The following is a 26953-nucleotide window of genomic DNA, read 5'->3' as shown; positions in this document are numbered from 1 at the left end:
GACCCCAAGACCGAACCGAACATAACCCAAGGATAAAGACAATGACCAAGATCACTTCCGCATTCGCCGCAGCCCTTATCGCTTCGGCCTCGTTCGCTTCCGTCGCCCTCGCTGAAGGCGACTATTACGAAGGCGCCTCCAAGGCTTCCGCTACCGTCGACCATGTTCAGACCGGCAGCATTGCTCAGGATCAACAGAACCAGATCCCGGCTCCGATCGGTCGCGGCGACTACTACGACGGCGCAAACCGCCCGAACTAACCGCAGCTCATTCAAGATACCGAAACAATCTCCGCAGGCCAGGTCGCAAACTGAAAGCCGCGGGTAACTCTGAAGGGACTACCACCATGACCAAGATCACTTCCGCTATCGCCGCAGCCCTTATCGCTTCGGCCTCCTTCGCTTCCGCCGCTCTTGCTGAAGGCAACTACTACGAAGGCGTTACTCCGCCGTCGGCCGACCAGCAGCACCCGGCAACACATCAGAAGGCCAAGGGTTCGGCCAGCTACGGCTACACGGGCTCGGTCTCCAACGCCCAGGGTTCGAACCAGTCGTTCGACGGCACAGTCATCCTGAACCGTGGCGACTACTACGAAGGCGCAGTTCGTCCGAACTAACCGCAGCTCATTCAAGACACCGAAACAATCTCCGCAGGCCAGGTCGCAAACTGAAAGCCGCGGGTAACTCTGAAGGGACTACCACCATGACCAAGATCACTTCCGCTATCGCCGCAGCCCTTATCGCTTCGGCCTCCTTCGCTTCCGTCGCTCTCGCTGAAGGCGACTATTACGAAGGCGCCTCCAAGGCTTCCGCCACCGTCGACCACGTTCAGACCGGCAGCATCGGCCAGAAGGTTGATGCCCAGAAGGCCGACGTCAACAGCGGCGACTATTTCGACGGCGCAAACCGCCCGAGCTAATCGCAGCTCATTCAAGATACCGAAACAATTTCCGCAGGCCGGGTCGCAAACTTTGAAGCCGCGGAACACTCTGAAAGGACTACCACAATGACCAGAATCACTTCCGCTATCGCCGCAGCCTTCATCGCTTCGGCTTCCTTCGCCACCGCCGCTCTCGCCGATGAAGGCGACTATTACGAAGGTGCACAGCCCACCCAGCAGGCTCAGTCCGTCCATGGCGCCCGCGTCGACAGCTTCGGCTACACCGGTTCGATCGCTCGCGCCAAGGGTTCCGACCAGTCGAACCAGTCGTTCGACGGCACCGTCATCCTGGACCGTGGCGACTACTACCAAGGCGCAGTTCGTCCGAACTAACCGCCTCCTATTCAAGATATCGCACATATGTCCGCAGGCCGGGTCGCAAACTCACTGCCGCGGGCAACTCTGAAAGGCATAAGACAATGACAAAGATGACTTCCGCCCTCGCCGCAGCCCTGATTGCTTCGGTTTCGTTCGCCGGTGCAGCACTTGCTGAAGGCGACTACTACCAGGGCGCCCAAAAGACCGGACCAGCCACAACCATCGATCGCCTGAACACCGGCAGCATCGATCGCCAGGACGGCAAGCTTCCGTTCAACAATGGCGGTGGCCGCGATAACCGTGCTTCCGATCTGGACAACGGCGACTACTACAGCGGTGTCAACCGCCCGAACTAACTCTGAAGTTCGTTCACCGTCGATAGCCGCACAGAGCTTGCCCGGTGCGGGATCAAACAGACAGCAGACATACGGAAAAAATGAAATACCAGCCGCGCGAGCGGCTGGTATTCGCAGTTCATTCAAGACACCGATTGGAAAGACGGGTCGCAATCGTCTTTCCGGTGCGTGATGGCCGGACTCTGAAACCAGCCATCGAGTTCAAGATTAAGTGAAGCTTTTCCACGAATCAATCACGTTGATGCTCTTCTTCGTGAGATTTCCTGCATTTGGCACCGCGCCGCCGGTTTCCGGCAATATTACAGGCTTTTTGCCGTTCAAAAAAACCGCTAGTTGGCGGCTCCGCTCCATTTCTATTGGAACGATCCTCCCTTCCAGGGATTTGTACCTCGGACGGAGCGATGAACCTCTCGCTCCGCACCATAAGAACAGATGGAAAGGACAGGACAATGAGAACCTATCTGACTTCCGGTATTGCCGCTCTTATCATTTCAGCAGGTTTTACTGGTGCAGCCATGGCGCAGGATGCCGTCTATCCTGACCCGAACGGCCTGCCGCAATCGCCGCCGACCATCCAGCAGGATCGCGGCCAGGATCGCAGTCAGGGCGTGGATACCATGTCGACCGGCAGCATCTATCCGAGCACCGGCTACATGTACAACAACAACGCGAGCGGCAATGCCGATCTCGATGGTGGACAGGACGAAGGCGACTACTACGACGGTACGTTGCGTCCGCATAACTAAGCAGTTGCTTCAAGATACCGCATCCCGCGCAGGTCGCACCAATGCACGGGATGACCTCTCCACCGACAGACCAATTTCGAAGCCGGCCCTCGTGGCCGGCTTTTTCATGAACGCAGTGCTCTGCGGGATGTGCCTACTCCTCGGCGAGCGGATGAAACCAGCGACGGAGGTCATAGACGATTCGTCGCGCATTCCGCCCCCTTTCGGCGTTAACCATTCTGAACGCTGGATGAAACCCTCTCTCAGGGCGCATTCAGCCCCGCGCCTTTATTCTGCCGTCATTGGCTTTGGGGAGAGAACCATGACCATCCTTGCACGCCGCCTGACAATCGTAACGCTGATCATGACCATTTTCGCATTCGCCTTTGCCGCACTCGTCGCCGTTCCGGCGCGCAACGATCTGCGCGTGCATCTTGGCACCGGGGTGCCCTGCTATCATCCCGCCACGCCGAACTGCGTCGCGGCGCTTTGAAAAAGTTCAGGTGTTCAATCGGCGGGCGCCTTTCAACGTCGTTTGATTGTTATTGAGTTCTCTCTATAATAGCGCATGAACACACGAATCTTTTCCTTGACCCCGCTTTCCTTCATCAGCCCAAGCCCGGTAGAGCCGCGCGCCTTCGACAATCCGGTCGAAGCGGTCGATGCCCTGACCGAACTTTACGAACGCAATACGAAATTCCTGATCGATGCGTTTGGGGCGCTTGCCGATGGTGCTGCCGTGACCGGCCGCTACCGTGCCTGCTATCCGCAGGTCAGCATCGAGACGACCTCCTTCGGCCACGCCGACTCGCGCCTCTCCTACGGCCATGTCTCGTCGCCCGGCGTCTATACGACGACGATCACCCGGCCGAAGCTGTTCCGGCATTACCTGAAAGAGCAGCTCGGCCTCCTGATGCGCAACCACAGCGTTCCGGTGACGATTTCGGAATCGACGACACCGATCCCGCTGCATTTCGCCTTTAGCGAAGGCGCACACGTGGAGGCATCGGCGACCAGTTCGCTCGCCGACATCTCGTTGCGCGACCTCTTCGACACACCGGATCTCAACAACACCGACGACCTGATCGCCAATGGCGAATACGATCAGGTGCCCGGAGAGCCGGCGCCGCTTGCGCCGTTCACTGCCCAGCGCATCGACTATTCGCTGGCCCGGCTCAGCCACTATACGGCGACCAGCGCCGATCACTTCCAGAACTTCGTGCTGTTCACGAACTACCAGTTCTATATCGACGAATTCGCCACCTGGGCGCGCGAGATGATGGCGCGGGGCGGCGACGGCTATACGGCCTTCGTGGAGCCCGGCAATGTCGTCACGCTTGCAGGCAACGACAAGCCGGAAACCGACCCGGTCGTCCGCCTGCCGCAGATGCCTGCCTATCACCTGAAGAAAAAGGGTCATGCGGGCATCACGCTCGTCAATATCGGCGTCGGACCTTCGAACGCCAAGACGATCACTGACCATATCGCCGTGCTGCGACCGCATGCCTGGCTGATGGTCGGCCATTGCGCCGGCCTGCGCAACAGCCAGCGCCTCGGCGATTATGTGCTGGCCCATGCCTATGTGCGCGAGGACCACGTGCTCGACGACGACCTGCCTGTATGGATCCCGATCCCGGCGCTGGCCGAAGTGCAGCAGGCGCTCGAAAGCGCCGTCGAGGAGGTCACCGGCTACCAGGGCTTCGAACTGAAGCGGATCATGCGCACCGGCACGGTCGCGACGATCGACAACCGCAACTGGGAACTGCGCGACCAGCGCGGACCGGTGAAGCGCCTCTCCCAGTCGAGGGCAATCGCCCTGGACATGGAATCGGCGACGATCGCCGCCAACGGGTTCCGCTTCCGCGTGCCCTACGGGACGCTGCTCTGCGTCTCCGACCGGCCGCTGCATGGCGAACTGAAACTGCCCGGCATGGCGACCGCCTTCTACCGCACCCAGGTCAGCCAGCACCTGCAGATCGGCATCCGCGCCGTGCAGAAACTCGCGGCCATGCCGACAGAGACACTGCACTCGCGCAAGCTGAGAAGCTTTTATGAGACGGCGTTTCAGTGATGTTGTAAGGCCAGCCACCTTGGTGTATGATTTTCCGAATTCATACACACGAGGTGGCTATGCGCACCAATATCGAACTCGACGATGAACTGATCACCGAAGCTATGGAACTGACCGGCCTGCCGACGAAGAAGGCTACGGTGGAGCAGGCATTGAAGGATCTCGTTCGTATCCGCAGGCAGATGCGTGCGGTCGACAATCTCGAAGGCATCGGTTGGGATGGCGATCTCGATGACATGCGCAAAGACTCCATTCGCTTTGCCGATTGGGGCTTAGAGGGCCGCGAATGATCGTCGCCGACAGCTCGGTCTGGATCTCGTTATTTCGAAAAGACGATGTCGACGTCGCGGGTAGGCTGCGCTCCTTCATAGCCCAAGGCACTGTTCTTGTAGGCGATATCATCATGCTCGAAGTGCTCCAGGGCGCTCGCGATTACCATCAAGCCCGTTGGATCGAACAAAACTTCCGCGACTTTCCTGCCGCACAAATGCTGTCTCCCTCACTCGCAGTCAAGGCGGCGGCCAACTACCGGATTCTTCGGGATCGAGGCGTCACCGTGCGGAAGACGATAGATATGATTATCGGCACCTATTGCATCGAACGCGGCCACCGCCTGTTGCATAGGGACAAGGACTACTTGCCGATGGTCGAACATCTCGGCCTGCAGATCGCCTGATCACTCGACCTTTGTCGGCCTCGCCACCAGCAATGACAGCGCCGTCCCTACCAGCGACGAAACGATCACCAGCAGATGCGTGTTGACCGCCGCTTGGCCGAGTTCCGCCAGGGGCAGCCCGGCCGTGCCAGCGCCGAAGGCGATGGCGCCGGCGGTGATGCCGGCGGGATAGGTGCCGACGCCGGCCGGTGCATGCATGGGGAGCACCGAAGAAAGTTCGCCGCCGAGCGCGCCGCCGAAGCTTGCGGCGATGGAGAGACCACCCAGAAGGCCAAGCACCCAGGCGAGGACGGCGATCTTCGTGAACCAGTTGATCAGTGTCGCGCCCCAGGCGCGGGCGAAGGCTTTTGCGTCGAGCGGCAGGCCGGCTTCGACCTCGTCGAGCAGTTTTTTCACCTTGTCCGGCAGGACCTTGGCTGCAAACCGGAAGGCAGGGCCGCGCAGCGCGAAGGCGATAGCCGGCAGGATCAGGAAGGCGAGCCAGAGCGCCCAGGCCCAGAGCTTTCCTGTCTGCAGCGCCAGCCCCGTGCCGGCGGCGGCGAGCAGCGCATGCAGGTCGAAGAGCCGCATGACCAACAGCGCCGCGGTGCTGCGCGCAACGCCCAGGCCGAACTCGCGCTTCATCAGCAGCGGAAAGCTCGCTTCGCCGGTGCGGAAGGGCAGCATGATGTTGAGGAGGTTATGGACCTGGACAAGCCTCAGCAGCGTGCCGAACCGGCCACCGGTTTCCGCCGGAAAGTAGTCGTAGATGCGCCAGGTACGCAGGACATAAGTGCCGAGCAGCAGCGCCAGCGCTACCGCCGCCGAGCCCCAGCCGGCGCTGCTCCACAGCGACACGACGCTCTGCCAGCCCCAGGCCCATTGAATGAAGGCGGCGTAGACAAGGATGATCACCACCGTTGCGAGCGTCATCGCGTGGCGAATTATCCACGCCCGGCGGCTGGCAACCGGAGAATTCTTCATATAGTAGGGTGCCCCATGTGAAATTTCGGGTTTCGGCCATTATCAGAGGGCCTTCAAGCCCGTGGTTTAGGAGAAACGCAAGGTGCGTACAACAGCAGAGTCGGTGACCAGCCGCATCGAGACGGCCGAGCCGATCGAACTGTCCCTCGTCGTGCCCCTCTTCAACGAAGAAGAAAGCGTGCGCCCGCTGATCGAACGGATCTGCGCGGCGATGGCCGGCTACGCGGCGAGCTGGGAACTCATCCTCGTCGACGACGGCAGCACGGACGCGACGATCGCCAATGCCCGCGAAGCGCTGAACCGTCCCGGCCTCGACCTGAAGATCGTCGCGCTGCAGCGCAATTTCGGCCAGACGGCCGCCATGCAGGCCGGCATCAACCAAGCAAGCGGCCGGCTGATCGCCACGCTCGACGGCGACCTGCAGAACGACCCGAAGGACATTCCCGGCATGGTGGCCGAGCTGGAGCGGCGCGAGCTGGACCTGCTGGTCGGCTGGCGCAAGAACCGCCAGGACGGGCTGCTGCTGCGCAAGGTGCCCTCCTTCATCGCCAACCGGCTGATCGGCCGCATCACCGGCGTGCGGCTGCACGACTATGGCTGTTCCTTGAAGATCTATCGCGGGTCGGTGATCAAGCAGGTCAAGCTGATGGGCGAGATGCACCGCTTCATCCCCGCCTGGGTCGCGGGCGTAGTGCCGAGCTCGCGGATCGGCGAAATGCCGGTGACCCACCATGCGCGCCAGCACGGCGTTTCCAAATACGGGATTTCCCGCACCTTCCGGGTGATCCTCGATCTGCTGTCGGTGATGTTCTTCATGCGCTTCAAGGCACGGCCGGGGCATTTCTTCGGCTCGCTCGGCCTCGGGCTCGGCGCGCTGTCTGCGATCATCCTCTTTTACCTGTTCATCGACAAGTTCGTCATGGGCAACGACATCGGCACGCGGCCGCTGTTCCTCATCGGAGTCATGCTGTTCCTGTCGGCGGTACAGATGATCACCACCGGCATTATCGCGGAAATGATCGCCCGCACCTATTACCGCGATGACAACTCGCTCAGCTACATCGTCAGGGAAGTCTATGAGGGCGATGCGGCGCATCAGTGACGCGCTTGCCCGCCGTCCGGACCTCATCCTCTGGCTGATCGCTGCATATTATGTGCTGGCAATCGTCCTTCGGGTGCTGCGCTCGGAGGCGCTGGAAAGCGACGAGGCGGAACAGCTCTACCAGTCGCAGTTCCTGCTGATGGGCTACGGCCGTCAGCCGCCGTTGTACAACTGGCTGCAATACGGGGCCGTCCACCTGATCGGCCCGTCGGTCCTTGCGGTCGCGCTGGTCAAGAACCTGCTGCTGTTCCTCACCTGTGCGGTCTATGGGCTGGCGGCCCGGGTGTTGCTGAAAGACCGGCGGCTTGTCGCCATCGCCATGATCGGCGTGATCGCCATGCCGGCGGTCAGCGTCATGGCGCAAAGGGACCTGACGCATGCGATCGCCACGCTGTTTGCCGTCGCGCTGTTCTTTTATGGTTTCCTCAAGACGCTGACGCGGCCGACCCTTTGGACCTACCTGCTCACCGGCCTCGCGGTCGGGTTCGGGCTGATCGCCAAGTATAATTTCGTCATCGTGCCCGTCGCGGCGATCCTCGCCATCCTGCCGGAACCGGAGCTTCGCAAGCGCATTCTCGACTGGCGGCTGATCCCGGCGCTTGCCGTGACAGCGGTGATCTGCCTGCCGCATGGCCTTTGGGTGCTCGGAAACCTGGGCGAAGCGACGGCCGGGACGATCAAGGCGATGCGCGCGGACGCGTCGGGCAACCCCATTCTCGACCGGCTGTCCGGTATAGGCACGCTTCTGGCAGCGGTATTGACTGGCGGGCTGCCGGTGCTCGCCTTTTTCCTGATCGCCTTCCGGCGCCCGCTGGTCGATGCCTGGCAGGCGACGAACCAATGGACGCGGGTGATCGGGCGGACGCTCGCTATCTGCCTGATTGCTGTCGGGCTGATCGGGCTCGGTTTCGGCGCCACCAGCATCAGCGAGAAATGGCTGTCGCCGTTCCTGGTTCTGCTGCCGCTCTATCTGTGCCTGAAGCTCGAGGCGGCCAAGGCGGATACGAGCCGCAGCATCCCGCGGCTGCTGTTTCCGGTGGCGGCGCTGGCGCTCGGCTTCGTCGTCTACATCGCGCTCGGCAATGTCATCGGCCCGATGTTCGGCGATTATACCAAGGAAAACCTGCCGTCCGGGCCGTTCATCGAACAGGTGGTGGCGGAGCATGCCGGTGCCAAGCCGGCCTATGTGCTCACCGACGATCCCTATCTTGCCGGAAGCGCCCGGCTGGAACTGCCGCAGGCTCGCGTGCTGCTGCAAAGTTTCGGGCAGACGCCGCCGCTCGGCGAGGCGGAGAGAAACCAGCCGGGGCTGATCGTCTGGCAGGGAGGCGGGGAAATGCTCGATGCCCTTAAGCCATATCTGCAGGCGAACGGGGTCGCGGCGGAAGGCTTGGCGCCGGCGACCAAGGTCGTACCTTATCTCTTCTCGGGTGGACGGGACAGTGTCACGTTCGGTTATGCCTGGGTGCAGCCCGCGAAATAGGACAAGGGCTACTCGGTTACGCTGTCCCGCAGATGATCCAGCGCCGCCCGGAGCTTCTCGATTACCTCATCCACTTCCGAGCGGCTGATGGTCAGCGCCGGCGAGGCGAGCATGCGGTCAGCGGTGGCGCGCAGGATGAGGCCGTTTTCGACGCAGTGATTGCGCACCAGCGTGCCGATGTCGTCGGGCTTTGCATAACGGCGGCGGGTGGATTTATCCGCTGCAAGCTGCAGGCCGCCGATCAGGCCGGTGCTTTCGGCCTGGCCGACCACCGCGTGATCCTCCAGGCTCTTCCAGGCGACGGCAAAATAGGGGCCGATATCGTCGCGGACGCGCTCGACCAACCCCTCCTCCTCGATGATTCGGATGTTTTCCAGCGCGGCGGCAGCCGCAACCGGGTGACCGGAATAGGTGAAGCCATGATAGAAATCACCTAACTCCTCGGTCATCACGTCGGCGACGCGGTCGCTGACCAGCACGCCGCCGATCGGCAGGTAGCCGGAGGACAGGCCCTTGGCGATCGGCGCCAGATCCGGCTCGAAACCGAAATGCTGGTGGCCGAACCAGGTGCCCAGGCGGCCGAAACCGCAGATTACCTCGTCGGAAACGAGCAGGATGTTGCGCGCCTTGCAGATGCGGGCGATTTCCGGCCAGTAGGTCTCGGGCGGAATGATAACGCCCCCTGCCCCCTGGATCGGCTCGGCGACGAAGGCTGCGACCCGATCCTCGCCGAGTTCGTCGATCTTCGCCTCGAGCTCACGGGCGACCTTCAGGCCGAATTCGGCAGGCGAAAGATCGCCGCCCTCGGCATACCAATAGGGCTGGTTGATGTGGTGGATGCCTTCGATCGGCAGATTGCCCTGTTCGTGCATCAGCTTCATGCCGCCGAGCGAGGCGCCGGCGACCGTCGAGCCGTGATAGGCGTTCTTGCGAGCGATGACCAAGGTCTTCTCCGGCTTGCCCAGGGCCTTCCAATAGACCCGCGCCATGCGGAACCAGGTGTCGGTCGCCTCAGAGCCGGAATTGGTGAAGAAGACGCGCTTCAGCTTTTCGCCGGTATGGGAGGCGATCTTCTGGGCGAGCAATGCCGCCGGCGCCGTCGTGGTGCCGAAGAAGGTGTTGTAATAGGGCAGTTCCTGCATCTGGGCATAAGCGGCGTCGGCGATCGACTTGCGGCCGTAACCCACATTCACGCACCAGAGGCCGGCAAAGGCATCGAGATATTTCTTGCCCGTCGAATCGTAGATATGGACGCCTTCCGCACGCTGGATGACCCGCGCACCCTTGGCGTTCAGCTGCTTCATGTCCGAGAACGGGTGCAGGTGATGCGCGGCATCGATGGCGGCGAGATTGGAAAGCGGCGGCATATCGGTCATGACTGTCTCTCTGCCTTAGATTGTGCCGTCAATTCTTATCGGCTACGAACAGAGTTCCGCAACACCCCGCAGAAGACATTTCCCATGGCTGACGAGACCGCCCCGCCCCGCATCGAAATCCTGCTCGTCGGCATGAACGGCGACCTGCGCGGCAAGCAGATCCCGCTCGAGGCTGAAAAGAAGGTCTGGGACGGCACGGTGCGCCTCCCCTCCTCCACCCAGTCGCTGGATATCTGGGGCGACGACAACGACGACATCACCGGCCTGTCGCTGTCGGTCGGCGATCCGGACGGGATTTGCCTTGCCGACCGGCGTAGCCTTGCGCCGATGCCATGGGCGCCTGAAGGGTCGAAGCAGGTTCTCTCGACCATGCACGAATTCGATGGCACGCCTTCCTTCATGGATCCCCGCGCCATCCTCGCGGCCCTTCTCAAGCGTTTCGACGAACGCGGCCTGACGCCGGTCGTGGCGACCGAACTCGAATTCTACGTGATCGAGGACGACTGGCGCGAGACCGGCAGGCCGCGCCCGCCGGCCAGCCTCATGTATCGCGGCGAACCGAACGGCTTCCAGCTCTACGACATGAGGGCCGTCGATGCGCTCGAAGGCTATCTTCAGACGGTGCGGGCCTGGGCGAAACTCCAAGACCTGCCGGCCGATGCGACGACCGCGGAATTCGGGGCCGGTCAGTTCGAGATCAATCTTCTCCACCGCGCCGATGCACTGGCGGCCGCCGACGACTGCATCTACCTGAAACGCATCGCCGAACAGGCGGCCAGAAAGCATGGTCTCAAATCCACCTGCATGGCAAAACCCTACGCGGAGCATGCGGGCTCCGGCCTGCATGTGCATGCGAGCATCATCGACCGGGACGGCAACAATGTGCTGGATGCAAAGGGTGACGACCCGGTGCGGCTGAAGTCGGTTTGCGCCGGAATGTTGAAAACGATGCGCGATGCACAGCTGATCTTCGCACCGTTTGCCAATTCCTACCGCCGCTTCCAGCCGGGTTCGTTCGCGCCGGTCGATATCGACTGGGGCTACGGTCATCGGGGGACTGCTGTGCGCATTCCGGATGCCCAAGGGCCTGCCGCCCGCATCGAGCACCGCGTCGCCGGCGCCGACGTCAATCCGTACCTGCTGCTCACCGCCATCCTCGGCGGCATGCTTTTAGGATTGGACGAAACGCTCGATCCGGGCCCTGCAACAGAACCAGGCAAGGAGCCGCCGGCCGGTACAAACAAGCTGACGCACGATTTCCTGACGGCGGTCGAGGAGTTTTCCGCCTCGCCCTTCATCGCCGACGTGTTTGGAGCGCGCTATCAGAAGCTCTATGGCGACACGAAGCGCAAGGAGGCGATCACCTATCTGCGCACGGTCTCGGATTTCGACTACCAGACCTATCTGCCGCGGATTTAGGGCTTCATCCATGCTGCGTAGAGAATATCCTTCACGTCAACAAACATAAATACATCGCCTGGCTTGAAGCCGAATGCATCACTCCAGGCGGTGGCATATGAACCGAGTTCCATGCCGAGTTCACGTAAAGCCGTCTCGTCGCCGGTCTTGGCAGCGTTGATCTCTTCCTCCTTCATCGCTTTCATGAGGTCGCTATAGGTGCTGTTCCCCTCGCTGTCGGGAATGAAGACGATGATGCCGCTCTTGTCCTCGAACTTCACCGAAAGCTCGATCTCGTCTTCGGTGAAACGCTCGCGGTTCTTGACGATCATCTGAGGAAGCACGATTGCGAAGAGGTTTTCGCGCGAAATAGCACCGTCATGGGCCTCCTGCTGCTGTTTCACCAGCTGCATGAATTCCCATCCCCTTTCGGAGATTACCTGCTTCAGCGTCTGCTTGACGGTCAGGTCGGTGACCTTGAACTGATCCGAGTCGATAAACTCCATCGCCTCGGCGGCCAGTTCGCCCTTGGCGTCCAGTTCCATGAATGCGACGCTGATCGCAAAGGCGGCCTTCAGCGTCTCTTCAGCGGGCTCTCCGGTAATACCGTTTGCCACCTTGACGAGATCGGCTTTCTTTTCCTTGTCTTCGTCAGTTTCGGCAGGCTGGGCGTTCGCCTGCTGAAGGATCAGCAGTGCCCCAGGTTGAACAGCGGAGATGGAAGTCATGCCGGCCCTCGTCCGCGGCGCACCTCCCTTGATGGGCATTGCCGCGATTTGTCGGGCGCTTCATGGCCAGACCAACCAATGATTCTATCAATGGTTGAAAATCTAATGTTCCCCACTTAACGAGATATGAATAAGCGGATGCAAGAGGTTGTATTGCAGGCCCTGAACTCGCCCAGATTCCGCGATCTCCGGTAGCGTGAACAGGCATTGGCCGCACACGATCGATGTTTAAGCGAATGTTTCAACCTATCTTAAATTCATGGAGGCTAAGGACGCTTGATATTTGAAGTCTCGCGGCACATTCGATGCGTATTGTTATCGCCAAGTCACTCTTTGCCGGACTTTTGTCCCTGCTTGCATCTCTGGCTCTATCGTTTGCCTTCGTTCCGATGCTGGGCGGGGAAGTCGCCGGTGCCGGCCTGGTGATGACCATCGTTTGCCCGCTTGCTATCTCCATTCCCGCCTCGGCCGTGCTTTTCAGCCAGACAGAACGCGTTCGACGTGCGGAAGCCGTGGCCTCTGACGCACTCGCGAAACTGGCCGCCGCCTACGAGGAACTTCACTGGCAGTCCCGCCGGGACGGACTGACCGGGCTGTTGAATCGCAGCGCCTTCATGGAGGAGCTGCAGACCTTCAGCCGCGAGGGCGTAACCGGAGCCCTTATTTTTCTGGATCTCGACCATTTCAAGTCGATCAACGATCGCCACGGTCATGCAATCGGTGACGAGGTCCTTCGCCGCACCGGGCAGATACTCGCCGCGTATGACGGGCAATTCAACATAGCGGGCCGCCTCGGGGGCGAAGAGTTCGCTCTCTTTCAAGGTGGCCTGACCGTCGACGAGATGTTGAGGTGGTGCAAGGATGTCCGTGAACTCATCGAAGGCCTGGATGTGCGCTCCGCCTCACGATCGAACGTCCCGGTATCGGCCAGCATCGGAGCTATCCACTGTGCTCCTGGCTTCGATCCTCTTGAATGCCTCAGAGCCGCCGATGTGAACCTGTACGAGGCCAAATCGCTCGGGCGAAATCGGGTCGTTTCATCCATCTGAAGAGGCGGCAGGACGGTTCGGATACCGCCGCGAACCCGCTCAGATGCCGCTGCCGTCCCGTTCCTGCGTCACACGCTCCTGCGGCCGGTTGACCAGCACGGTCAGCTCGCCCGCATGGATCTTCAGGAGCACGTCGCGATCCATGGGCAGCAGCTCTCCGTCGATGACGCAGCGGATATCGTGGCGTTCGCGGGGGAAGTGCAGTTCCAGTTCGGTCGCCGTCATCGCCGTGACGGCCGCGTTTTCCTTCAGCCGGCCGCGCATGATATCCAACGTCAGCCGCACCACGCCCGCCGGCGTCAGCGGATCGGCGACATAGAAGCCGAGATGGCCTCCGGTCAGGCTGTCGGCGAACATCAGTGGGTCGCGGCCGAATTCATTGTTGGAGACGGAAATCGCCGAGACCTTGCGGTGCCCGATCTTGCCGCCGGCGTTGAACTCCACCTCGAATTCCGGCGGATTGAACATGACGCCGATCGCCGCCCGCGTACTCGCGCGTATCTTGCCCAGCCGCGAGGCGAAGGTCATCGAATTGCGGTAGCGCACCATGCGCGCATGCATGCCGGCAGAAAATTGATGCACGAAGCTCTTGCCGTTGGCGCTGGCGATATCGATGTTTTCCGGCGTGCCGTCGGCCAGCGCATCCAGCACCTGCCAGATATCGAGCGGCAGTCTCAGCGAGCGGGCGAAAAGGTTCATGGTACCGGCCGGAACGACGCCGAGCGTCAGGCCGCTTTTCCAGGCGATGCCGGCGGCCGCGGAGATCGTCCCGTCCCCACCACCGGCGATCAGCCCTTCGACGCCGGTCGTCGAGGCCGCCTTTTCCATGGTCGAGACCACGTCCTTGCCGGACACTACATGGCATTCGATCTCGTGACCGGCCGCCTTGAACGTCTCGGCTGCTCGAGCACAATAGGCGTCCATATCGGTGGTTCGGAAGGTACCGCCATCGCGGTTGAAGACGGCAAAAAGGTTCATTTGATCTCGCTTGCAGAGGAGCGGATTTGGCGCGGGACAACGGCCCATCAGAGAAATGGTTGCGACCGGGAGCTTTATCAACAAGCCCGCCGTCGCTTCAGGAAAAAACTCACAATCCCGTGAGGGCACGCCTGAATAAATGGCGGATACTACCGCAACGCACAATGCCATGTTAGCCTGAAGTCCGGTCGTTTCGATGACCCACTCACCTCCAGAGCGGGTGGATGCCTCCCACATCCTACCCGCGCCCTTTTTCCAGCAGATTCAATATTATGACCGATACTGCCGCCGATTTTCAATCCGCACGGGACCGTTCGGAAGCCCAGGATTTTGATGGTGCACCCGCTCTTTCGCGGCTCGCCGTCATCCTGATCGAGATCGCATTGGCGGTCGGAGGCTTCGGCATCGGCACCGGCGAATTCGCCATCATGGGCCTGTTGCCGGATGTCGCCTCCACCTATCAGGTCAGCATTCCGATGGCGGGGTACGTGATCAGCGCCTATGCTCTCGGCGTCGTCATCGGTGCGCCGATCATCGCGGTCGCCGCTGCCCGGATGACGCGGCGGTCGCTGCTGCTGATCCTGATGACGGTGTTCGCTCTCGGCAACATCTCGAGTGCCATGGCACCGGACTTCTGGAGCTTTACCGCGCTGCGATTCATCACCGGCCTGCCGCATGGCGCCTATTTCGGCGTCGCGGCTCTCGTGGCTGCCTCGATGGTGCCGCCCAACAAACGCGCCCGCGCCGTCGGCCGGGTGATGCTCGGCCTCACCGTCGCGACCCTGGTCGGCACGCCGATCGCCACCTTCATGGGACAGATGCTCAACTGGCGCGCCGCCTTCTTCCTGGTCGGCGGCATCGGCGTCGTGACGGTGGCACTGCTCTGGTATTTCCAGCCGCGCGACGCGGTGCATGAGGGCGCCAGCATCTGGCGCGAGCTCAGCGCCTTCGGCCGCGCGCAGGTATGGCTGACGCTCGGTATCGCGGCGGTCGGTTTCGGCGGCATGTTCTCGGTGTTCAGCTACATCGCCTCGACCACGACGGTGACGGCCGGAATGTCGGTCAGCATGGTGGCGATCGTGCTGACCCTGTTCGGCATCGGCATGAATGTCGGCAATATTGTCGGCTCGCGGCTGGCCGACCTGTCGCTCAAGGGCACGATCGGCGGCGTGATGCTGTTCAACATCGTCGTCATGGGCGCCTTCGGGCTGTGGGCGCAATATCCGGTCGTGCTCTGCCTCTGCGTCTTCCTGATCGGCTGCGGCTTCGCCGCAGGTCCCGCGCTACAGACCCGGCTGATGGATGTCGCCGCCGACGCGCAGACGCTTGCCGCCGCCTCCAACCATTCGGCCTTCAACATCGCCAATGCCCTCGGCGCCTGGCTCGGCGGGCTGGTGATAGCCTGGGGCTGGGGTTTTCCCGCGACCGGTTATGTGGGAGCGGTGCTATCGCTGCTCGGTTTTGGGGTGTTTGCGGTCTCGGCGATGCTCGACCGGAAGACCGCGGCGGCCTGAGAGCAAGTCTCCCCCTCACCCCGCCTCCGCTGACGCTCAGCGGACCTCTCCCCTAGGGGAGAGGATGATCGAGAGGTCGCGGCACATTCCCTCTTCTCCCCAGCGGGGAGAAGGTGGCCCGAAGGGTCGGATGAGGGGGTGGCTTGCGCTGCCGTCTCCCGTTAGAGTCCGCATGAACACGCAGCGCTTCGATGACTAAGCCGCTTTCGACGCTGCCTCTTCCTCCGGCATCACCATGTATTTCTGGCCATTCTCGCAGATGACGTGTTCCTTGCCCCAGAGGCGGAGCGCGGCGATGACCGGTTCCAGGCTGCGGCCGATCGGCGTCAGCGCATAATCGACGCGCGGCGGCACGACCGGAAATACGGTGCGCGACAGCAGACCCGCCTCTTCCAGTTCCCGCAGCTGCTTGGTCAGCATGCGCTGGGTGACCGCCGGAATACGGCGGCGCAGTTCGTTGAAGCGCAGCGTGCCGTCCTCCAGAAGATGATGAAGGATGACGCCCTTCCATTTTCCGTCGAGGAAACTCAGGGTCGATTCCACCGGGCAGCCAGGGAAATTGTCGGTCAGCTTGGCACGGGGTTTCGACATGGTCAGCGTCCTTTCACGGTATACTTTTCGGTACTATAGACCAAAAATGTGCATTCTTGCGCTCATTGAACATAGGCGCCATCTAGTCTCCGGACAACAGGACACGAACCAAGGAGACGTTCCATGCGCGCCGTCGGCTTCAATACTCCCCAGCCCATCACCGTCGAAACCTCGCTGATCGACATCGAGCTGCCCATGCCGGAGGCGGCGGGCCGCGACCTGCTCGTCGAGATCAAGGCTGTCTCGGTCAACCCGGTCGATACCAAGGTGCGCCGCTCGGCCGCGGTCGAACCCGGCCAGCACCGGATCCTCGGTTATGATGCTGCCGGCGTGGTGAAGGCGGTCGGCCCGGGCGTCAAACTCTTCAAGCCGGGCGACGAGGTCTATTATGCCGGCGTGATCAACCGGCCGGGCACTAATGCGGAATTCCATCTGGTCGACGAGCGCATCGTCGGCTTCAAGCCGAAGACCCTGAACTTCGAGGAGGCTGCCGCCCTGCCGCTGACGGCGATCACCGCCTATGAGACACTGTTCCACCGCATGAAGGTACAGGACAAGGTGGCGGGTGCCTGGAACGCGGTTCTGGTCATCGGCGGCGCCGGCGGGGTCGGCTCGATCGCCATCCAGCTCCTGCGCGAACTCTCCGACGTGACGGCGATCGGCACTGGCTCCCGGCCGGAGACGCAAGCCTGGATCAAGGAACTCGGCGCCCATCACGTGCTCGACCATTCGAAGCCTATGGCGCCGCAGCTCGCCCAGATGGCGATCGGCGCGCCCGCCTTCGTCTTCTCCACCACCCATACGGAAAACCATCTCAAGGACATCCTGGAGCTGATCGCACCGCAGGGCCGCCTGGCGCTGATCGACGACCCGAAGGAGCCGATGGACCTGCGCGACTTCAAGAGCAAGGCGCTGTCGGTGCATTGGGAAATGATGTTCGCCCGTGCCGTCTTCCAGACCGCGGACATGATCGAGCAGCACAAGCTCTTGAACCACGTCGCCGAACTGGTCGATGCCAAAAAGATCCGCACGACGCTTGCCGAAACCCTGGGGCCGATCAACGCCGCTAACCTGAAGAAGGCGCACGCGATGGTCGAAAGCAACCGCACCAAGGGCAAGCTCGTGCTTTCGGGCTTCTGACGGGGTCCTGTGAAAGAAACAAAGAAAGCCCGCCGTGGCTGAAACGGCGGGCTTTCTTAGCGGCCTGGCGGTGGATCAGGCCTGGATGACGACGACCTTGGCGCCGACATTGACGCGGCTGTAGAGATCGACGACGTCATGGTTCATCATGCGGATGCAGCCGCTCGACATGGCAAGCCCGATCGATTGCGGCTGGTTGGTGCCGTGGATGCGGAAATGCGTGTCGTTACCGCCGCGATAGAGATACATGGCGCGGGCGCCGAGCGGATTGTTCGGGCCACCAGGCATGCCGCCCGCCAGTTTCCGGTATCGCTCCTCGCGGCGCTGCATGTTTGCGGTCGGGGTCCAGGTCGGCCATTCGGCCTTGCGGCCGACATAGGCATTGCCGGCAAGCGCCAGTCCGGCCCGGCCGACACCGACGCCATACCGGATCGCGCGGCCGTTGCCGAGGATATAATAGGCGCGGCGGGCCGGCGTATCGACGACCACGGTGCCGGCGGCATACTGGCTGACATAGGCGACTTCGGTGCGGCGCAGCTCCGGCTTGATGTTTTCGACCGGCACGGTCTTCAGCGGAAACTGTTCGTTCGGCAGCGCTGCGTAATTCGTCTGATCGTTGATGGTGGAAGCGCAACCGGCAAGCAGAAGCGGCAGACCCGCAAGAAAGCCGCGACGGGAAATCGACATGAATGTGTCCTTGGTGCGTCGAGAGAATGACGCTGACCTTAAGAATATTATGGTTAATGAAGTGCTAAACGACCGATTGCTGCAGTCATCACGAACGCGTCAGAAGTAGACGGCGACCCGGTACGTGCGCATTGAATGTCGCATCAATTGATGCTATTTTTGATGATAAGGAGATCCGGCTATGCGTACGACCATAACCATTGATGACGAACTGCTTGAAAAGGCTCGCAAATACACGGGAGTTACCGAGACTCCAACCTTGATCCGGCTGGCTCTCGAAGGCCTCGTCCAGCGGGAGGCGGCTAGGCGCCTAGCCCAGCTTGGAGGAAGCGCACCCGACCTTGTGGCTCCTCCCCGGCGGCGCTTCGATCCGGTGGAACCGGAATGATTCTCGTCGACAGCTCGATCTGGGTAGATCATTTTCGGGCCGGCGACGCACACCTGCAGGCATTGCTAGATGCGGAAGAGGTTATCATTCATCCGTTCGTTATCGGCGAACTGTCCTTGGGACATATCCCCCAGTACGACGACGTCATGGTTATGTTGGGAGATTTGCCGAATATAGTCAAAGCGGACGACAACGAAGTAAGGCACATGATCCGCAGCAAGACACTCTTCGGAACAGGAATCGGTTATGTGGACGCACACCTGCTTGCGTCCGTGTTTCTTTCGGCTGGTCACGCACTATGGACGCGCGACAAGAAGCTCCACAAGATGGCGCATTCGCTTGGCATTGCTATGCCAAGCCATCTGCACTGAAACTCACATATTCGGATAGACCGGCCCTTCGCCGCCCTGCGGGGGGACCCAGTTGATGTTCTGGTTGGGGTCCTTGATGTCGCAGGTCTTGCAGTGGACGCAGTTCTGGGCGTTGATCACGTAAACTTGGCTGCCGTCCTTCTCCACCCACTCGTAGACGCCGGCTGGACAGTAGCGCGTCGAGGGACCGCCATAGACTTCCAGTTCAGAGCGCTTCTGCAGGTCCATGTCCCTCACCTGCAGATGGACCGGCTGGTCTTCTTCGTGGTTGGTGTTCGACAGGAAGACCGAGGACAGGCGGTCGAAGGTCAGCACGCCGTCCGGCTTCGGGTAGTCGATCTTCTTGTGCCGGGCGGCCGGTTCCAGCGAGGCTGCATCGGTCTTGCCGTGTTTCAGCGTGCCGAAGAAGGAGAAACCGAACAGCTGGTTGGTCCACATGTCGAGACCGCCGAGCGCGATGCCGAGGCCGGTGCCGAGTTTCGACCAGAGCGGCTTGACGTTGCGCACCCGTTTCAGGTCCGTGCCGATCGGCGTGGAGCGCCATTCGTTTTCGATCTCGACCACTTCGTCATTCGCACGGCCGGCTGCGATTGCCCTGGCGATGTTGTCGGCGGCCAGAATGCCGGACAGGACGGCGTTGTGGCTGCCCTTGATGCGCGGCACGTTGACGAGGCCGGCGGAACAGCCGATCAGCGCGCCGCCCGGGAAGGTCAGTTTCGGCACCGACTGATATCCGCCCTCCGTGATGGCGCGGGCGCCGTAGGAGAGGCGCTTCGCGCCCTCGAACGTTCCCCGGATCGCCTGGTGGGTCTTGAAGCGCTGGAATTCCTCGAACGGGTAGAGATACGGGTTCTTGTAGTTCAGGTGCACCACGAAGCCGACGGCGACGAGATTGTCCTCCAGGTGATACAGGAAGGAACCACCGCCGGTGGACAAGCCGAGCGGCCAGCCGAACGAGTGCTGCACCAGGCCCGGACGATGATTTTCCGGCTTCACCTGCCAGAGTTCCTTGAGGCCGATGCCGTATTTCTGGGGTTCGCGATCCTTCTGCAGGTCGAACCGCAGGATCAACTGCTTGGCGAGCGATCCGCGCACGCCCTCGCCGATCAGCGTGTATTTGCCGATCAGTTCCATGCCGCGGGTAAAGGCCGGGCCGGGCTCGCCATTGCGCTCGACGCCCATGTCGCCGGTCGCCACGCCCTTGACCGCGCCGTTCTCGTCATAGAGAACTTCGGTGGCGGCAAAGCCCGGATAGATCTCGACGCCCAGCGCTTCCGCCTTTTCGGCGAGCCAGCGACAGACGTTGCCGAGCGAGACGATGTAGTTGCCGTGATTGTTCATCAGCGGCGGCATCATGAAGTTCGGTAGGCGGATCGAGCCTGCCGGGCCCAAAAACAGAAAATGGTCGGCGGTGACCGGGGTCTTGAACGGATGACCGTCCTCCTCGCGCCAGCCGGGCAGCAGCGCGTCGATGCCCACCGGATCCACCACCGCGCCGGAGAGGATATGCGCGCCGACTTCCGAACCCTTTTCGAGCACGACGACGGTCAGGTCCGGATTGGCCTGCTTCAGGCGGATCGCGGCCGAAAGCCCCGCAGGACCCGCGCCGACGATCACCACGTCGAATTCCATGCTCTCGCGTTCTGGCAGTTCTTGCTCGTTCATATCCAACTCCGCTCGCCGGCCCCTTCCGGCTCTATTCAGGCAACCTGTTTGACAAAACCGCCCCGGCTTGTCGAGGCGGGAAAACGTCCTCTGCCTTGTCATTCGCGCAAACGGCGTTTCGGTTTTCTCATATTACGTTTACGTTCACGTCAATTATAGGCACCGAACCGCAGAAAGCAAGATCGACCTTTCGCGCCCGCCTGCCGCTGCTATAAAGGCCCGACAACCGATCACAGGAATTGGGGAAGGAACAGCATCATGGATCTCGGTCTCAACGGCAAACGCGCTCTCGTGCTCGCCTCGTCCCGCGGGCTTGGCCTCGGTATCGCCAAGGCGCTTGCGAGCGAAGGCGCCCACGTTCTCCTCGTCGGCCGCTCCGGCGAGCGGCTGGCGGACAATTGCAAGGCGATCAATGCCGAAGGCAAGGGCAAGGCAGACTGGGTCTGGGGCGACCTTTCCGAGGAGAATTTCGTCGAGGCGATGAAGGCCGCCGTCAAGGAAAAGCTCGGCGGAATCGACATCCTAGTCAACAATACCGGCGGTCCGACGCCGGGCACGACAGAAGACATGACCGCCGACAAGCTCGACATCTTCTTCCAGTCCATGGTGCTGCGCGTCATCACGCTCACCAACGCCCTCCTGCCGCAGATGAAGGAACAGGGTTTCGGCCGCATCCTGACCGTCGCCTCCTCCGGCGTCTTCGAGCCTATCGCCAATCTGGCGCTTTCCAACACGCTGCGCTCGGCGCTGGTTGGCTGGAACAAGACGATCGCGACCGAAGTGGCGGGTTTCGGCATTACCTGCAACATGCTGCTTCCCGGCCGCATTCATACCGATCGTATCGACGAGCTCGACGGCGCCAATGCCAAGCGCACCGACAAATCGGTGGAGGAAATCCGCTCCGCCTCGCTGAAGACCATTCCCGCCGGCCGGCTCGGCAAGGTCGAGGAATTCGCGGCCGCCGGTGCGTTCCTCTGCTCGGTCCCGGCAAGCTATGTCACCGGCACGATGCTCCGGGTCGACGGCGGCGCGTCGCGATCGATCTGAGGTTTGCGAAAGAGGGTTAAATCCAGGTCGTTAAACATTAAATCGAATTGGGGTGCCGCTGTTGGCGGTATCTCAATTCGCCTGAGCTAAGAGGCAAGCCGGCCCCCAAAATTAAAGGATCGCCGGCATGATCGAAAGTGTTTCGGGGGCGACCGAGGCTACCCCGCCCAGTGTACCCTCCGCCGTGCCTCACGCTGCGGCGCCTTCCTCGGCAGCCTCGATCTCGGCGACACTTGCGGCCGGACAGGTCGCGACCTATGCAGGCACCTGGGAAGCAGCAACTCGGCACGCAGCCGAGACCTCGGCGATCTCCGGCCGATCGGGAAACATGCATGCGCGAAGCCTGGAGGCCGTGGACGATGTCGTGGTCCGCAATCTTCTCGACAGCCTGTCGCCTTCGAGCCGGATCGCCGGCAGTTTCTTCCTGGCCGACGGCGAAGAACCGGCACCACGGTCGCTGATCGCCACCTATTACGAAGACGTCTGACCGGAGGCCTTTCCGGACGACCCGACATCACGCGAATGCGTCTCGCGGGAGCACCCGCCCACGCCTATGATCTCCAGACCCTGCCCTCGGAGATTCTTCCATGAAATTCACTCGACTTGCGCTTTCGATCATCGGCATCCTGATGGTGGTGATCGGCCTCATCTGGATCGGCCAGGGCACCGGCGCCTTCCCCTATCCTGCCAGCAGTTTCATGATCAACCAGACTCCCTGGATCATCAGGGGCGCCGGCGTCGCGATCGTCGGCCTTGCCGTCATCTGGAGCGCCCGGCGGTTCCTGCGCTAGTCCGGTTGGGCGCGCTTCTCCTGCGCAGCCGAAAGGCGAAGAAGATTAACTCCAGTTCATCTAAGCCCTTCATTACAAACCTTTAATCCGCTTTCACCGGTTAGTGAGCCGGTCGGTCAAACCTTGTCTTTTTTGCGCCGCAATAGGGGCTGTTCGATGTGCCGATACCATCGAGCACAACCACAGGCGAGCGGTCACCCATGAAGAAGATCTGGATTTTTGCCGGCATTCTTGTCGTTGCCGGCGTTGCGGGCTGGGAGTTCCGCGATCGGCTTCCCTTTCTTTCGTCCCTCAGCCAGCAGGCCTCTGCCGCTCCCGGCGAAGGCCAGCCGCAGGGCGCGCGCCGGCGCGGCGCAGGCGGTCCACCGCCGGCGGTCAAGACGGTCGCCGCCACCCGCACCGCCCTGCCGATGGACGTCACAGCCTCGGGTGCGGCCAATGCCGACGAGAATACCACGATCGCCGCCCAGCAACCGGGTATCGTGGTCAGCATCGCGGCAACCGACGGCACATTCGTCAAGACGGCCGACCTGATCGCCAAGCTCGACGACCGCACGGCCAAGGCCGCTTTGGACAAGGACAAGGCGCTGCTCGTCCGCGACCAGGCGACGCTCACCCAGGCCCAAACCGCGCTTATCCGCGCCAACGACCTGCTGCGCGGCAATGCCGGCACCCAGCAGACCGTCGACCAGGCGAAGGCGGCGCAGGATACCGCGGCCGCCACCGTGCAGAGCGACAATGCGGCGATTGCCTCCGATCAGATCGACCTCGACCATACCGATATCCGCGCGCCCTTCGACGGCAGGCTCGGAGATATCGACATCAGCACCGGCGCTTATCTCAGCGCCGGATCGGCGGTGGTGACGATCGCCAAATACGATCCGATCTACGTGAAATTCCACCTTCCCGAAGCCTATCTCGGCCAGCTCAAGCAGGGCGCGACGGCGAAGGCGGTAACGGTCGATGCCGTGCCGCAGGGCGGCGGCACTTCGGCCAAGGGAACCTTGAGCTTCTTCGACAACACTGTCGATCCGGCTTCGGGCACGATCCTCGCCAAGGCGCGGTTCGACAATCCGTCCGGAACGCTGTGGCCGGGGCAATCGCTGAATGTCACCGTGCATTTCCAGAGCGACGACAAGGACATCGTGGTGCCGACGGTGGCGGTCAATCCGGGCGTCGACAGCCCGTTCGTCTATGCGGTCGGCGACGACAGGAAGGTGCACGTGACGCCGGTGAAGGTGGCTCGCTCCAACGGTCCCGACACGGCGATTGCCAGCGGGCTGACCGGAGGCACGCATGTGGTGATCGAGGGCCAGGTGCAGCTCGTCGATGGCGCGACCGTCGTCGAGCAGTTCGGCAACGGCCAGAAGGCGGCCGGCGCCAAGGGCAATGAACAGGCGGTCGAAGTGGGGGCAGCGCAATGATCCCGCAATTCTGCATCCGCCGCCCGGTCGCCACCACGCTGCTCGCCATCGGCGCGGTGCTTGCCGGCCTTGCCGGTTATCAGCTGCTGCCCGTCGCCGCCCTGCCGCAGGTCGACTTCCCGACCATCAACGTCTCCGCGCAGCTGACCGGTGCGTCGCCACAGACGATGGCGACGGCGGTCTCGACGCCGCTGATCAAGCAGTTCGAGACGATCCCCGGGATCAGCGAGATCAGCGCCACCAACTCGCTCGGCAATACCTCGATCGTGCTGCAGTTCGATCTCAACCGCGATATCGACGCGGCAGCGGCCGACGTGCAGGCAGCGATCTCGCATGCGACCCGGCAGCTGCCGAACAACATGACGACGCCGCCGAGCTACCGCAAGACCAACCCGGCCGATGCGCCGGTTCTGCTCCTGTCGATCCGCAGCGATACGATGCCGCGCAGCAAGATCGACGAGATCGCGGAGGATGTGCTGTCCCCCTCGCTCTCCACGCTTCCCGGGGTCGCGGAAGTGTCGATCTTCGGCGCCCAGACCTATGCGGTGCGGGTCGAAGTCGACCCCAACAAGCTGCAGGCGCGCAATCTCGGCGTCGACAACGTCACCAATGCCATCTCCACCGCCAACAGCCAGGCGCCGGTCGGTTCGCTCGAGAACAATAGCCAGCGGCTGACCATCAATGCGGATACCCAGCGCACCAATGCCGACCAGTTCCGTTCGCTGGTGATCGCCAGCCCGAACGGCGCCCCGGTGCATCTCGGCGACGTCGCCAATGTTCAGGACAGCGTCGCCAATCTCGACGCGGGAAGCTGGTATGACGGCAACCAGTCGATCATCCTCGCCATCCAGCGCCAGCCGGATGCCAATACCGTCGATGTCGTCGATGCGGTGCGCGTCAAGCTGCCCGGACTGTCGGTCGAGCTGCCGGCCGCCGTGTCGATCAACGTCATGAACGACTCCTCGACAGCGATCCGTGCCTCGATCTCGGACGTGCAGTTCACGCTGATGCTGACGATCGGCCTCGTCGTGCTGGTCATCTATCTCTTCCTCGGCCGGATTACCGCCACCCTCGTCCCGGGGCTTGCCGTGCCGCTGTCGCTGATCACCACGTTCGGCGCCATGTATGTGCTCGGCTACAGTATCGACAACATCTCGCTGCTCGGGCTGACGCTTGCGGTCGGCCTGGTGGTGGACGATGCGATCGTCATGCTGGAAAACATCATGCGGCATGTCGAGGACGGCATGGCGCCGATGCAGGCGGCCCTGCAGGGGGCCGGCGAAGTCAGCTCGACGATCATTTCCATGTCGGTGTCGCTGATCGCGGTGTTCATCCCGATCCTGTTGATGGGCGGAGTGGTCGGGCGGCTGTTCAACGAGTTCGGCATGGTGGTGGCGCTCGCCATCGTCGCCTCGGCCGTCGTCTCGCTGACGGTGACGCCGATGCTCGGGTCGCGTCTATCCGGCGCCGAACATCACCCGGGCCTGGTGGTGCGTATCTTCGATGCCGGTTTCAGCCGCACGCTCAACGGCTATGACCGGGCGGTCGGCTGGTGCCTTCGGAACCGAGCGATCATCCTTCTCGTCTTCCTCGCCTCGGTCGGCGCCTCGGTCTATCTGTTCTGGACGTTGCCCACGAGCTTCTTCCCGCAGGAGGATATCGGCCGGCTGACGATCTCGACGCAGGCCCGCGAGGACATTTCCTATCCGGCGATGCGCGACCTGCAGGCGCAGGTGGCCGCCGCCGTGCAGAAGAACCCCGCGGTCAACCACGTCACCTCGATCGTCGGCAGCAACGGCCGCAGCTCGCTCAACAACGGCACGATCTGGGTGGAACTGAAGGATCGCGACCGGCGTCCGCCGCTCGACCAGACGCTGCGCGAACTCCGGCAGGCGACATCCGGGTTCGCGGGCATGAAGACCTTCATCACCCCGCAGCAGAGCCTGCGCTTCGGCGGCCGCGCGACGGCCAGCCAGTATCAGCTCGTCGTCCAGGCGCTGAATGCCTCGCAGACCACCGAATGGTCGGACAAGATCCAGGCCGCGATGCGCGCCGATCGCGCGCATTTCACCGACGTCACCTCCGACGCCCAGAACGATGCGATCGAGGCGAATATCAAGGTCGATCCGGAAAAGGCGGCCTCGTTCGGGATTACCGACGACGAGTTGCGCAAGACGCTGCAGATGGCTTTCGGCGGTTATACGGCCGCCGAAATCCAGTCGACCGGTGACAGTTACGACGTCATCACCGAATTCGACAATACCCAGCAGTGGAATGACCAGATGCTGCAGGGTGTCAGGGTGATGTCCTCGAACGGCTCGCTGGTGCCGCTCTCGAACTTCGCGACGGTGGTGCGCCAGACCGCACCGGTCACCATCAACCAGACCGGCCAGCTGGTCTCGACGACCGTGTCTTTCAACCTGCCGGCCGGCGTCTCGCTCTCCGATGCGACGGCGGCGGTCGACCAGATCAAAGCGAACCTGCAGATGCCGAACGACGTGTTCACCTCCTATGGCGGCACGGCGCAGATCTTTCAGCAGAGCCAGGGCAATACGCCCCTGCTGATCCTCGCCGCAGTGCTCACCATCTATGTGGTGCTCGGCGTGCTCTACGAGAGCTTCATCCACCCGCTGACGATCCTGTCGGGCCTGCCGGCTGCGGCCTTCGGAGCGTTGCTGGCACTAAAGCTGTTCGGTTTCGACCTGTCGATCATCGCGCTGATCGGGCTTCTGATGCTGATCGGCATCGTCAAGAAGAACGCGATCATGATGATCGACGTGGCGGTGGAGACGATGCGCTCGAAGGGGGAAACGGCAGCAGTCGCAATCCACGAGGCCTGCGTGCGCCGTTTCCGGCCGATCATGATGACGACCTTCTGCGCCCTGCTCGGCGCACTGCCGATCGCGCTCGGCACCGGTGCCTCGTCGGAACTGCGCCAGCCGCTGGGTATCGCCGTCGTTGGCGGGCTGATCGTTTCCCAGGCGCTGACGCTGTTCATCACGCCGGTCATCTTCGTGGAGATGGACCGGTTCGGGCGCTTCCTCGGAGGGCTCTGGACGAGGAAGGACAAGGACCTGCACGAGGCGAACGACGACGTGCCAAGGTCGATTGCGGCGGAGTGATGCCCTTGCCCGCCGTCTGAACGGGCCGGCGGGCGGGCGCCGGTGCAGGTA

General features: G+C 62.1%; 30 protein-coding genes. 23 read left to right on the top strand and 7 right to left on the bottom strand.

Annotated features, from left to right (window positions below):
- Nucleotides 1-41 precede the first annotated feature (41 nt).
- The 10 genes from ACSQ3G_RS04090 (at nt 42) to vapC (ending at nt 5085) form a co-directional block, all read left to right on the top strand.
- Nucleotides 42-260: a hypothetical protein gene (locus tag ACSQ3G_RS04090; protein ID WP_436109149.1), complete on the top strand. Its 219-nt coding sequence runs from the start codon at nt 42-44 to the stop codon at nt 258-260.
- Between the two features lie 86 nt (nt 261-346).
- On the top strand, nt 347-616 hold the full coding sequence (locus tag ACSQ3G_RS04085) for a hypothetical protein (protein ID WP_436109148.1): 270 nt from the start codon (nt 347-349) through the stop codon (nt 614-616).
- A gap of 86 nt (nt 617-702) precedes the next feature.
- Nucleotides 703-918, top strand: a complete 216-nt coding sequence (locus ACSQ3G_RS04080; protein WP_105402840.1) for a hypothetical protein — start codon at nt 703-705, stop codon at nt 916-918.
- A gap of 87 nt (nt 919-1005) precedes the next feature.
- The gene (locus ACSQ3G_RS04075) at nt 1006-1272 is read left to right on the top strand and encodes a hypothetical protein (protein WP_105437210.1); all 267 of its coding nucleotides are present in this window, start codon (nt 1006-1008) and stop codon (nt 1270-1272) included.
- Nucleotides 1273-1358: 86 nt separating this feature from the next.
- Complete coding sequence (locus ACSQ3G_RS04070) at nt 1359-1613, top strand: hypothetical protein (protein ID WP_105437209.1); 255 nt, start codon at nt 1359-1361, stop codon at nt 1611-1613.
- Between the two features lie 449 nt (nt 1614-2062).
- Nucleotides 2063-2359 carry a hypothetical protein gene (locus ACSQ3G_RS04065; protein WP_436109147.1) on the top strand — a complete coding sequence of 99 codons (297 nt, stop codon included), beginning with the start codon at nt 2063-2065 and terminating at the stop codon, nt 2357-2359.
- Between the two features lie 301 nt (nt 2360-2660).
- Complete coding sequence (locus ACSQ3G_RS04060) at nt 2661-2831, top strand: hypothetical protein (RefSeq protein ID WP_156376348.1); 171 nt, start codon at nt 2661-2663, stop codon at nt 2829-2831.
- 75 nt (nt 2832-2906) lie between these two features.
- On the top strand, nt 2907-4409 hold the full coding sequence (gene amn, locus ACSQ3G_RS04055; RefSeq protein ID WP_105437208.1) for an AMP nucleosidase: 1503 nt from the start codon (nt 2907-2909) through the stop codon (nt 4407-4409).
- A 59-nt stretch (nt 4410-4468) separates the two neighbouring features.
- The gene (locus ACSQ3G_RS04050) at nt 4469-4699 is read left to right on the top strand and encodes a type II toxin-antitoxin system VapB family antitoxin (protein ID WP_105402835.1); all 231 of its coding nucleotides are present in this window, start codon (nt 4469-4471) and stop codon (nt 4697-4699) included.
- Nucleotides 4696-5085: a type II toxin-antitoxin system VapC family toxin gene (vapC, locus tag ACSQ3G_RS04045; RefSeq protein WP_105427203.1), complete on the top strand. Its 390-nt coding sequence runs from the start codon at nt 4696-4698 to the stop codon at nt 5083-5085. Before ACSQ3G_RS04050 ends, vapC begins: the two co-directional genes overlap by 4 nt.
- Here the strand turns inward: vapC and ACSQ3G_RS04040 are convergent, their stop codons facing one another.
- Nucleotides 5086-6048 (bottom strand): lysylphosphatidylglycerol synthase transmembrane domain-containing protein, encoded by a 963-nt coding sequence (locus ACSQ3G_RS04040; RefSeq protein WP_436109146.1) that lies wholly within the window; start codon nt 6046-6048, stop codon nt 5086-5088.
- 82 nt (nt 6049-6130) lie between these two features.
- Between ACSQ3G_RS04040 and ACSQ3G_RS04035 the strand changes: the two genes are divergently transcribed.
- Together ACSQ3G_RS04035 and ACSQ3G_RS04030 are read left to right on the top strand one after the other, a co-directional pair.
- Entirely contained in the window at nt 6131-7150 is a 1020-nt protein-coding gene (locus ACSQ3G_RS04035; protein WP_436109145.1) for a glycosyltransferase family 2 protein, read from the top strand.
- On the top strand, nt 7134-8633 hold the full coding sequence (locus ACSQ3G_RS04030) for an ArnT family glycosyltransferase (RefSeq protein ID WP_436109144.1): 1500 nt from the start codon (nt 7134-7136) through the stop codon (nt 8631-8633). The genes ACSQ3G_RS04035 and ACSQ3G_RS04030 overlap by 17 nt, the downstream gene beginning before the upstream one ends.
- A gap of 8 nt (nt 8634-8641) precedes the next feature.
- Here ACSQ3G_RS04030 and ACSQ3G_RS04025 read toward each other — a convergent pair whose 3' ends face one another.
- The gene (locus ACSQ3G_RS04025; RefSeq protein WP_436109143.1) at nt 8642-10009 is read right to left on the bottom strand and encodes an aspartate aminotransferase family protein; all 1368 of its coding nucleotides are present in this window, start codon (nt 10007-10009) and stop codon (nt 8642-8644) included.
- A gap of 84 nt (nt 10010-10093) precedes the next feature.
- On the opposite strand from ACSQ3G_RS04025, the gene ACSQ3G_RS04020 reads away from it, so the two are divergent.
- On the top strand, nt 10094-11428 hold the full coding sequence (locus ACSQ3G_RS04020) for a glutamine synthetase family protein (protein WP_436109142.1): 1335 nt from the start codon (nt 10094-10096) through the stop codon (nt 11426-11428).
- On the opposite strand, the gene ACSQ3G_RS04015 is transcribed toward ACSQ3G_RS04020, so the two are convergent.
- A complete protein-coding gene (locus ACSQ3G_RS04015; RefSeq protein ID WP_172746811.1) occupies nt 11425-12135 on the bottom strand; it encodes a hypothetical protein in 711 nt (236 codons plus the stop codon). The genes ACSQ3G_RS04020 and ACSQ3G_RS04015 overlap by 4 nt on opposite strands.
- Nucleotides 12136-12440: 305 nt before the next feature.
- Between ACSQ3G_RS04015 and ACSQ3G_RS04010 the strand changes: the two genes are divergently transcribed.
- Nucleotides 12441-13184 carry a GGDEF domain-containing protein gene (locus ACSQ3G_RS04010; RefSeq protein ID WP_436109141.1) on the top strand — a complete coding sequence of 248 codons (744 nt, stop codon included), beginning with the start codon at nt 12441-12443 and terminating at the stop codon, nt 13182-13184.
- Nucleotides 13185-13223: 39 nt separating this feature from the next.
- On the opposite strand, the gene ACSQ3G_RS04005 is transcribed toward ACSQ3G_RS04010, so the two are convergent.
- Complete coding sequence (locus ACSQ3G_RS04005; protein WP_436109140.1) at nt 13224-14162, bottom strand: diacylglycerol/lipid kinase family protein; 939 nt, start codon at nt 14160-14162, stop codon at nt 13224-13226.
- Nucleotides 14163-14434: 272 nt separating this feature from the next.
- Here ACSQ3G_RS04005 and ACSQ3G_RS04000 point away from each other — a divergent pair, with 272 nt between their 5' ends.
- The gene (locus ACSQ3G_RS04000) at nt 14435-15676 is read left to right on the top strand and encodes an MFS transporter (RefSeq protein ID WP_436109139.1); all 1242 of its coding nucleotides are present in this window, start codon (nt 14435-14437) and stop codon (nt 15674-15676) included.
- A 195-nt stretch (nt 15677-15871) separates the two neighbouring features.
- On the opposite strand, the gene ACSQ3G_RS03995 is transcribed toward ACSQ3G_RS04000, so the two are convergent.
- A complete protein-coding gene (locus ACSQ3G_RS03995; RefSeq protein WP_105441034.1) occupies nt 15872-16267 on the bottom strand; it encodes a winged helix-turn-helix transcriptional regulator in 396 nt (131 codons plus the stop codon).
- A 123-nt stretch (nt 16268-16390) separates the two neighbouring features.
- Here ACSQ3G_RS03995 and ACSQ3G_RS03990 point away from each other — a divergent pair, with 123 nt between their 5' ends.
- Nucleotides 16391-17407 (top strand): zinc-binding alcohol dehydrogenase family protein, encoded by a 1017-nt coding sequence (locus tag ACSQ3G_RS03990; RefSeq protein ID WP_436109138.1) that lies wholly within the window; start codon nt 16391-16393, stop codon nt 17405-17407.
- A 75-nt stretch (nt 17408-17482) separates the two neighbouring features.
- Here ACSQ3G_RS03990 and ACSQ3G_RS03985 read toward each other — a convergent pair whose 3' ends face one another.
- Complete coding sequence (locus tag ACSQ3G_RS03985; protein ID WP_046668448.1) at nt 17483-18094, bottom strand: L,D-transpeptidase; 612 nt, start codon at nt 18092-18094, stop codon at nt 17483-17485.
- Between the two features lie 181 nt (nt 18095-18275).
- Between ACSQ3G_RS03985 and ACSQ3G_RS03980 the strand changes: the two genes are divergently transcribed.
- Complete coding sequence (locus ACSQ3G_RS03980) at nt 18276-18482, top strand: type II toxin-antitoxin system VapB family antitoxin (protein WP_436109137.1); 207 nt, start codon at nt 18276-18278, stop codon at nt 18480-18482.
- The gene (locus ACSQ3G_RS03975; protein WP_436109136.1) at nt 18479-18853 is read left to right on the top strand and encodes a type II toxin-antitoxin system VapC family toxin; all 375 of its coding nucleotides are present in this window, start codon (nt 18479-18481) and stop codon (nt 18851-18853) included. The genes ACSQ3G_RS03980 and ACSQ3G_RS03975 overlap by 4 nt, the downstream gene beginning before the upstream one ends.
- Before the next feature lie 3 nt (nt 18854-18856).
- Here the strand turns inward: ACSQ3G_RS03975 and ACSQ3G_RS03970 are convergent, their stop codons facing one another.
- Nucleotides 18857-20518: an electron transfer flavoprotein-ubiquinone oxidoreductase gene (locus tag ACSQ3G_RS03970; RefSeq protein WP_436109135.1), complete on the bottom strand. Its 1662-nt coding sequence runs from the start codon at nt 20516-20518 to the stop codon at nt 18857-18859.
- Nucleotides 20519-20776: 258 nt separating this feature from the next.
- Between ACSQ3G_RS03970 and ACSQ3G_RS03965 the strand changes: the two genes are divergently transcribed.
- From ACSQ3G_RS03965 to ACSQ3G_RS03945, 5 genes are all read left to right on the top strand, one after another.
- The gene (locus ACSQ3G_RS03965; RefSeq protein ID WP_436109134.1) at nt 20777-21565 is read left to right on the top strand and encodes an SDR family oxidoreductase; all 789 of its coding nucleotides are present in this window, start codon (nt 20777-20779) and stop codon (nt 21563-21565) included.
- Between the two features lie 127 nt (nt 21566-21692).
- Nucleotides 21693-22052 (top strand): hypothetical protein, encoded by a 360-nt coding sequence (locus tag ACSQ3G_RS03960; protein ID WP_436109133.1) that lies wholly within the window; start codon nt 21693-21695, stop codon nt 22050-22052.
- 100 nt (nt 22053-22152) lie between these two features.
- Nucleotides 22153-22356 (top strand): hypothetical protein, encoded by a 204-nt coding sequence (locus tag ACSQ3G_RS03955; protein ID WP_436109132.1) that lies wholly within the window; start codon nt 22153-22155, stop codon nt 22354-22356.
- A gap of 200 nt (nt 22357-22556) precedes the next feature.
- Nucleotides 22557-23780 (top strand): efflux RND transporter periplasmic adaptor subunit, encoded by a 1224-nt coding sequence (locus tag ACSQ3G_RS03950; RefSeq protein ID WP_436109131.1) that lies wholly within the window; start codon nt 22557-22559, stop codon nt 23778-23780.
- Entirely contained in the window at nt 23777-26902 is a 3126-nt protein-coding gene (locus ACSQ3G_RS03945; RefSeq protein WP_436109130.1) for an efflux RND transporter permease subunit, read from the top strand. Before ACSQ3G_RS03950 ends, ACSQ3G_RS03945 begins: the two co-directional genes overlap by 4 nt.
- The last annotated feature ends 51 nt before the right edge of the window (nt 26903-26953 follow it).

Source organism: Neorhizobium tomejilense (assembly GCF_964254135.1).
Lineage (GTDB): Bacteria > Pseudomonadota > Alphaproteobacteria > Rhizobiales > Rhizobiaceae > Neorhizobium > Neorhizobium tomejilense.
Note: the sequence above shows the minus strand (reverse complement) of the source record. Positions and strands in the feature narration are given on the sequence as shown.